The organism is Lachnoclostridium sp. (assembly GCF_031997925.1).
Classification (GTDB): domain Bacteria; phylum Bacillota; class Clostridia; order Lachnospirales; family Lachnospiraceae; genus Lachnoclostridium.
This window is the reverse complement of the sequence record NZ_DAMADT010000035.1, coordinates 20339-27176: the sequence shown is the minus strand read 5'-3', so window position 1 is coordinate 27176 and position 6838 is coordinate 20339. Positions and strand designations below refer to the sequence as shown.

7 protein-coding genes and 1 pseudogene are annotated in these 6838 nt (G+C 34.7%); 1 reads left to right on the top strand and 7 read right to left on the bottom strand.

Features of this window, described 5'->3' with window-relative positions; genetic code table 11:
- The 4 genes and pseudogenes from RTP52_RS17365 to RTP52_RS17350 all read right to left on the bottom strand — a co-directional run.
- Positions 1 to 359, bottom strand: a pseudogene (locus RTP52_RS17365) (hydratase); the annotation flags it as partial.
- Positions 360 to 376: 17 nt separating this feature from the next.
- Complete coding sequence (locus tag RTP52_RS17360) at positions 377 to 595, bottom strand: hypothetical protein (protein ID WP_312372690.1); 219 nt, start codon at positions 593 to 595, stop codon at positions 377 to 379.
- 85 nt (positions 596 to 680) lie between these two features.
- Positions 681 to 1298 carry a hypothetical protein gene (locus tag RTP52_RS17355; RefSeq protein ID WP_312372689.1) on the bottom strand — a complete coding sequence of 206 codons (618 nt, stop codon included), beginning with the start codon at positions 1296 to 1298 and terminating at the stop codon, positions 681 to 683.
- A gap of 134 nt (positions 1299 to 1432) precedes the next feature.
- Positions 1433 to 2890 (bottom strand): MATE family efflux transporter, encoded by a 1458-nt coding sequence (locus RTP52_RS17350; RefSeq protein ID WP_312372704.1) that lies wholly within the window; start codon positions 2888 to 2890, stop codon positions 1433 to 1435.
- Positions 2891 to 3192: 302 nt separating this feature from the next.
- Here RTP52_RS17350 and RTP52_RS17345 point away from each other — a divergent pair, with 302 nt between their 5' ends.
- Positions 3193 to 4026, top strand: coding sequence for a helix-turn-helix transcriptional regulator (locus tag RTP52_RS17345; protein WP_312372688.1), 834 nt, complete (start codon positions 3193 to 3195; stop codon positions 4024 to 4026).
- A gap of 131 nt (positions 4027 to 4157) precedes the next feature.
- On the opposite strand, the gene RTP52_RS17340 is transcribed toward RTP52_RS17345, so the two are convergent.
- The 3 genes from RTP52_RS17340 to RTP52_RS17330 all read right to left on the bottom strand — a co-directional run bounded on the left by RTP52_RS17340 (position 4158) and on the right by RTP52_RS17330 (position 6838).
- The gene (locus RTP52_RS17340; RefSeq protein ID WP_312102655.1) at positions 4158 to 4505 is read right to left on the bottom strand and encodes a DUF1622 domain-containing protein; all 348 of its coding nucleotides are present in this window, start codon (positions 4503 to 4505) and stop codon (positions 4158 to 4160) included.
- Positions 4506 to 4649: 144 nt separating this feature from the next.
- Positions 4650 to 5810, bottom strand: coding sequence for an iron-containing alcohol dehydrogenase (locus RTP52_RS17335; protein ID WP_312102672.1), 1161 nt, complete (start codon positions 5808 to 5810; stop codon positions 4650 to 4652).
- Between the two features lie 155 nt (positions 5811 to 5965).
- Complete coding sequence (locus tag RTP52_RS17330; protein WP_312372687.1) at positions 5966 to 6838, bottom strand: carbohydrate ABC transporter permease; 873 nt, start codon at positions 6836 to 6838, stop codon at positions 5966 to 5968.

Below are 6838 nucleotides of genomic sequence, written 5' to 3'. Positions count from 1 at the left end.
CCAAACATATGATCATCTTCATTAATCGTACCACCAACCGCACATAAGCTGTTATGGCAGTTTGTTAATACATAAGGGACTGGGAACTCAGTTAGTCCACTTGCCCTTGCAGTCTGTATAATTCCTACGAAAGTTATATCATGAGAAGTAAGTCTATCAAACTTAATTCTTAGTTTTTCCATATTATCAGAGGTATTATGAGCAGCTAATATCTCATAAGCAATTGTGTTTTTTGCTGCCTCTTTCTTGGTTACATCTTTACCAGTCTTCATTTTAAGAATATCTAATGCTTCATGATTCTCTTCAATAATTGTCTGGCCATTAATTACATATGCACCTTGATCTAATAATTTAATCATCCTATATGCCCTCTTTTCTACGCTGCTCTTTTATCATCCAGTTTGTGATGCAGCGCAGACACAAACTTGTTCAGTGAAAGCTCTTCAATTTCACTGGATGAGTACTTTTCACCAAATGAATGCTTTTCACTGAATGAGTACTTTTCACCAAATGAATGCTTTTCACTGAATGAATGCTTTTCACTAAGTGAATGCTTTTTTACTAAATGAATGTTTTCGCTAAGCAAATATTTCATTTTTCATACTCTTTATCGTTTCACCGTAATACAGCATAAATATTAAGATAAGAGGAATCACAAATGATTCCTCCTTTTATTACCATTACTTTTCTGCAAATTCCATTACTTGATCATCATCACAAAATGTACTTAATTTTCCTTTACCTTCTTTGGCTTTTACAAACATTGTGATAACACCAGCTTCATCTTCTGTAAATTCGATTGTAATCTTACCACTAAAGTTGGTAAAGAATAAACCATTATCATTGAGAATACCTTCTTCTCCCTCAAAGTACGTTTTGGAAATTAATCCGGAGTTTGTACCCATAAGTGGAAGTCTTGGAAATTCTGTATTAATTTCTTCTCCTGCAGCAATTGCAGAATCGAAGAAAACATCAGATGTGTAATTAACCTCATCACTACTAAATAATAATTGAAGCTGTGTAATGTTTTTACTTGTATGATTTACTATGTGCAATTTGTATTTCTGAGATGCTTCAACTACCATGAAAACAAAGGAAAGAACAAGAACAGCTGCTACTATCCCAGAAAAGATCATTAACTTCTTCTTTTTTTCCTTCGATGTCTCTTGATTTGTTTGCCCAGTTGCTTTTGTTGCTTTGATTTTCTTCATCGTTGTAACCATTCCTTCCATATCTAAAACCTTACCGTATATACCAACGGCTCTTTTTATATTAATATGAAGTGATAAAATAATCAAGTAGTTTCACAAAATATACATATGAAATTACGGAAAAGTTCATTTCCTCTAAACTTAAATATCTTTAGGTCGTGAGAGTGTAATACATAGTGAACGCTCCAACTACTTAGATTATTAATAAAATAGACACCGTATTACTCCTCACAGGAGGATATTGGTGATAATTTTTCACTTTCTGTCTGCTCCTCTTTCGCCCAGAACTTAATGTTATGTTCTTTGCATATCCGCACAATAACAAAGAAAGCTATGATGGAGGATAATACCGTGACCGAAATATTACTGATGCACATAACCACTCCACAGCTTTTTGCTCCCAAATTCGTGAATCTCTGTAAAGCATAAAGTACCGGAATACGAAACGCAAATACTCGACAGAAATTTATTATTAACGTGTATTTTGTATATCCAAATCCTAATAATAACGAAATAACCGCAGCATTAATACCAAGGGGTATACAGCTACCAATACACTCGAATTTGTACATTTCTATAATCATGTTTTGAAACTCAATATCAAAACCACTTGATGCACTTGCAAAAATATAACTAAATGGTTTTAAGAATACTAAAGTTGTAACCAATCCAATTACACCAATTATCAGATTAATCGCTAAAACTCGTTTAAATGTGTCTAATGCACGTTTTACTTGATTCGCTCCAAGGTTTTGACTGATAATTGCTGCTCCACTTTCTTGAAAACCATTCTGTGGTCCAGTCGTAACAGCACCGATATTATTCGATATGCCAAGTGCTCCAACCGCCAAAGGACCATATTGACCGCTCATCGAGTTTACAATTACTTTTCCAAAGGAAAAGGCCGCCTTTTCCACCATTACAGGTCCTGATAACGTAAGCATCGGACCTATTACTGGTTTTTTAAAACTGATACTCTTTAGTGAGAAACCAAAAGCATTCCCCTTCTTATTTAAATTCACAATAGCAGCAACCAACATAACAGACTGAGCAGCAACATCTGCAATCGCTATCATCTGAATGTCACCATGTAAAACATATATAAATAATGCCGTTAAAGAAAGTTTCACAACAATAATCATCATATTTAAATTTAAGATACGTTTGGTATTCCCTCTTGCACGTTCTACTGCTATGTACACGTTATTAATATAGGTAATCACCATTGCAACTAATTCAATCGAAAAATACCTACTCCCAATTCCAATTAATTCTTTTGGTGTGTTCGCAAACCGTAATATCGTTCCTGAAAATGGTATCATTGATAAAACTCCAAGGCTAAGCAGACCACATAAACCCAAGAGACTATTTACCCTTTTTTTCACCATTTCAAAGTCACCAGCACCATACGCCTTACTAATTTCAAGACTACCACCGATTGCAAGTCCTCCACCAACTGCAGATAATACATTGTTAATCTGAGACAGGTATGCTACTGCTGAAACAGACTCTGCACTAATATGAGAGGCCATCATCGTATCTAACAAACGAAAAACCAAGCTTAACGTTTGATATAACGCTAGCGGAAATCCTACCGTAAATACTACTTTCCATAGATTCCCATGCAATGCAAACTCACGAAATCGTTCGTCCTTTTTTGACAACCCCGCCTTCGACATTTTATAACTCCTTTCATCACCCATCATGCTCTCACCTGAAGCCACCTGAAGCCGCTCCTACTAGGATAGTACAATTTGTCTAAGGATACCTTGATTTTCTTTTTAATTATATATCAAATTACAGTAATCTTGCCATTATCGAAAGATTCTAGTATAATAGAGACAAAAGATTAGATAGGTTCCAGACTTTTTAATAGGAACTCCTACCGTTATCATCTTTTTAGCGCATAGAAGGTTTATGCAACTTTATGATACAAGAAAAAATACGTTTACATATTAATTTTATAGAAAGGGCGTATATAATGGATTCTAATCAAGACTTAAAGATTACAAGAATCAAGCGTGATCCGTATTTTAGCATGAAAGATGCTCATTTACATAACTTTTATGAGATGTATTATCTTTTATCAGGTACAAGACGTTTTTTTGTAAATGATACTTTATACAATGTCTCTAAGGGGGAACTCATATTAATTGAAGAAGGAGCTCTGCACCGGACTACCTATATCTCAGGAGGCTCCCATGAACGAATTTGCATTACCTTTTCCAAGTGCTTTTTACAACCATTGTTTCAAGAATTCGGAGAAGAAACTGTATTGAAGTGTTTTTCGCAACCGCATGTACGAATACCTCAGAGCAGACGTGATTATTTTGAAGACTTAATCTCAAAGGCACATCGTGAAATGATGTACCAAGATACTTATTCCCACTATCTAGCAAGTAATCATGTGTACGAACTCATTTTATTTATCTTACGGTTAAATTCTATTTCCAAACAAGATGACATTACTCCGTATGATGCTTCCCCAGATGATCAAATCATGGAAAAGGCTGCAAAATATATATGCAGCAATTATCAATCTCCTGTGACCTTAGAAGAAACTGCAGCTTATTGCAATATGAGTACCACTTATTTTTCCAAAAAGTTTAAGGCAGTGACTGGTTTTGGTTTTAAAGAATATTTAATTAGTATAAGAATAAGAGAAGCATCAAGACTTTTGCTCCATACAAAGTTACCTATCACAGAAATCGCATTGTTAAGTGGTTTTAATGATAGTAATTACTTTGGTGATGTCTTTAAGCGTATGAAAGGGATTTCTCCGTGCAAATATCGTAAAAATAAAGAGATTGTGTAAAATACAAAAGTCTATCTTAGCCTTCTATCGAAAGATAGATAATAACTAAGATAGACTTTTTATTAAAACATTATTTCATATAAAGAATTTGCATAATTTGTTAGTTGATAAAACAGAAATCAAATATTTTCTTATTTACTCTGGTGTTCTTCTAATTTTTCAACCGTATTTATTTCTTCATTTTTTATCTCCCAATGGATTAAAAACGTTAAAGCAGCTCGTAATAATATAATGCTACCCACAGTAAGAATTTCCTGAAAATCTCTTACAATAACAGTACGCAATATCTCGCTTCCAAGCTTAAACTCTAGCCCCATTGCCATACCTTTCGCAAGATTTAGTCTGGTTAATTCATTCCTCCGGAAATACTGATATACACCGCGTAATCCCGACATTATTAAAATTATTACTCCTACGTATTCAAACAAAAGAATTGCTATATCAACGATAACCCTTAGCGCTTCATGTAAAAACTCCATGGCTCTCCCTTTCTGATATACCCTATATTTTTCTTATGATTTTTATGTTGAACTATTTTTTCTGCAGTTTCAGGTGCGATAATGCTTGCGTATCTGACATTTTTACACTTGAAACAGTATAGAAAGCTTAGATTGCTTTCCTTCTTATAAGCAATCTTTTAAGATGTTAACAACATCCTCTTTTGTCAAAGAAACGAAAGCGTCCCCTAAACCGCCGAATCTTACCGCTTTTTCTGCCATAATATCTAACTTAGAATCATCTATTCCTACTTCTCTTAACGTCATCGGAATGCCAATTTCTTTAAAAAACTCTTCAGTTTTATCAATTGCCTTATGAGCAACCTCAAACTTATCTTCTTCCATTGGTATATCCCATACATTATGTCCGTAAGTTGCAAATTGTTCTACCGTATCATCATTCAATATATATCTCATCCAACGAGGTGTTACAATTGCAAGGCCTACACCATGGGTAATATCATAAAATGCACTTAATTCATGCTCAATCGGATGACAGGTCCAAGCATGAGACTTTCCACTACCGGTTAATCCGTTTAGCGCCATACTACTTGCCCACATTAAATTTGCTCGGGCTTCATAATTTTCAGGCTCTTGTAATGCAATCTTACAGTATTTTATACAAGCTTTTAAAATTCCTTCAGAAAAACGATCTTGAATATAGGCATCCTTTACTTTACCAAAATAAGCTTCAAAAATATGTGACATAATATCTGTGGTTCCTGCTGCTGTCTGAATTGCAGGTAATGTAAATAGGTAAGTTGGATCTAATATGGACGCCTGTGGGATCACTAATCTTGAAGCAGTTCCAAACTTTTCATTTGTCTCTAAATTAGAGATTACTGCATTCTTATTCATCTCAGAACCAGTTGCAGCTAATGTTAATATTGTTACAAGTGGTAGTGCCTTCGTAATAAGACTTCCATCTAATACAAGATCCCATGGATCATTGTCATAATAATGTCCTGCTGCAATCACCTTACTACAGTCAAGGGTACTACCTCCACCAACTGCTAAAATAACATCTACGTTGTTTTCTTTACACAGTCTTACACCTTCACGTACTGTTGTGATTCTCGGATTAGGCTCTACTCCTCCAAGCTCAATAATATTCCAGCCTTTTAATAAAGCATAAATCTTATCGTAAATTCCATTTTTCTTAATACTTCCGCCACCATAAACTAAAAGTACAGTTTTTCCAAAATCATTCATTACATCAGGTAGCTGTTCGATCTGATTTTTACCAAATAACATTTTGGTATATGCGTGGAATACATAATTCTCCATAATTTCTTCATCCTTTCCTGAATTAGTAGCGATTTCCATTAAATGAATTCGCAAATGTGCATCCATAGCATAGTGTTTTTTACCATAATATAAGGGTATCCGTACTTTGATACAGATACCCTTATTCTAATTGAAATATGTAATTAATGCAAGTATCAACCTTTCACACTTCCTAATGTAACACCTGCTATGATATACCTTGATAAGGTAAAATACATGATAATCAGAGGTATTGCCACATACTGCTGAGCTAAAGAGAAGTTTTGATAACTTGCGGAACGTAGTCCTGCCATCAAAATAGGAACTGTCTTTTTATTCTGCGAAGATATCACAAGTGCAGGAATAAAGTAATTGTTCCAACTACCCACGAATGAAAAGATTGCCTGTACTGAAATCGCAGGTTTCATGATAGGTAAAATGATCGTATTAAATGTTCTAAACTCTGATGATCCATCCGCTCTTGCTGCCTCAACAATTTCGGTAGGTAATACACTCTCCATGTATTGTTTCATAAAGAAGAATGTAATCGGAGAAGCGATCGCCGGTAAAAACAGTGGGTATAGGGTATCTCTAAATCCCATCTTATCAATCAGATCAAGAAAACCCAGTGCAGATACTTGAGCTGGTACCATCATAACAAACATGATAAATGTAAAAGCGTATTTTTTCAGTTTAAAATCATACATGTGTATTGCATATGCAGTCAACGTAGAAAAATATGTTGTCAATACTGCACTTAACGTAGCAATCAATAAACTGTTACGCATACCACTGCCAATCGTGAATGTCGAGTTTTTAAGAACATCTTTTATATTCTGGAACAGATTCGTACCTGGGATTAGTGAGAAACCAGAGGTAATCTGAACATGAGTTCTCGAAGCGTTTACAATTAATATGTAAAATGGAAACAAGCAAATAATGGAGAGAAATATCAATAGGATATATGACAGAATTCTGCTTGTCACAACACCGCCAACTCCACGTTTGCTTTTATTCGGTTTTGTGTTTGCTTTTCTATTATCCATCAT

What these genes read in the sequence shown, in the direction of transcription:
- RTP52_RS17360 (WP_312372690.1), bottom strand. Translation starts at nt 595, where the DNA reads ATGAAATATTTGCTTAGCGAAAACATTCATTTAGTAAAAAAGCATTCA.
- RTP52_RS17350 (WP_312372704.1), bottom strand. Translation starts at nt 2,890, where the DNA reads ATGTCGAAGGCGGGGTTGTCAAAAAAGGACGAACGATTTCGTGAGTTT.
- RTP52_RS17345 (WP_312372688.1), top strand. Translation starts at nt 3,193, where the DNA reads ATGGATTCTAATCAAGACTTAAAGATTACAAGAATCAAGCGTGATCCG.
- RTP52_RS17340 (WP_312102655.1), bottom strand. Translation starts at nt 4,505, where the DNA reads ATGGAGTTTTTACATGAAGCGCTAAGGGTTATCGTTGATATAGCAATT.
- RTP52_RS17335 (WP_312102672.1), bottom strand. Translation starts at nt 5,810, where the DNA reads ATGGAGAATTATGTATTCCACGCATATACCAAAATGTTATTTGGTAAA.
- RTP52_RS17330 (WP_312372687.1), bottom strand. Translation starts at nt 6,838, where the DNA reads ATGATGGATAATAGAAAAGCAAACACAAAACCGAATAAAAGCAAACGT.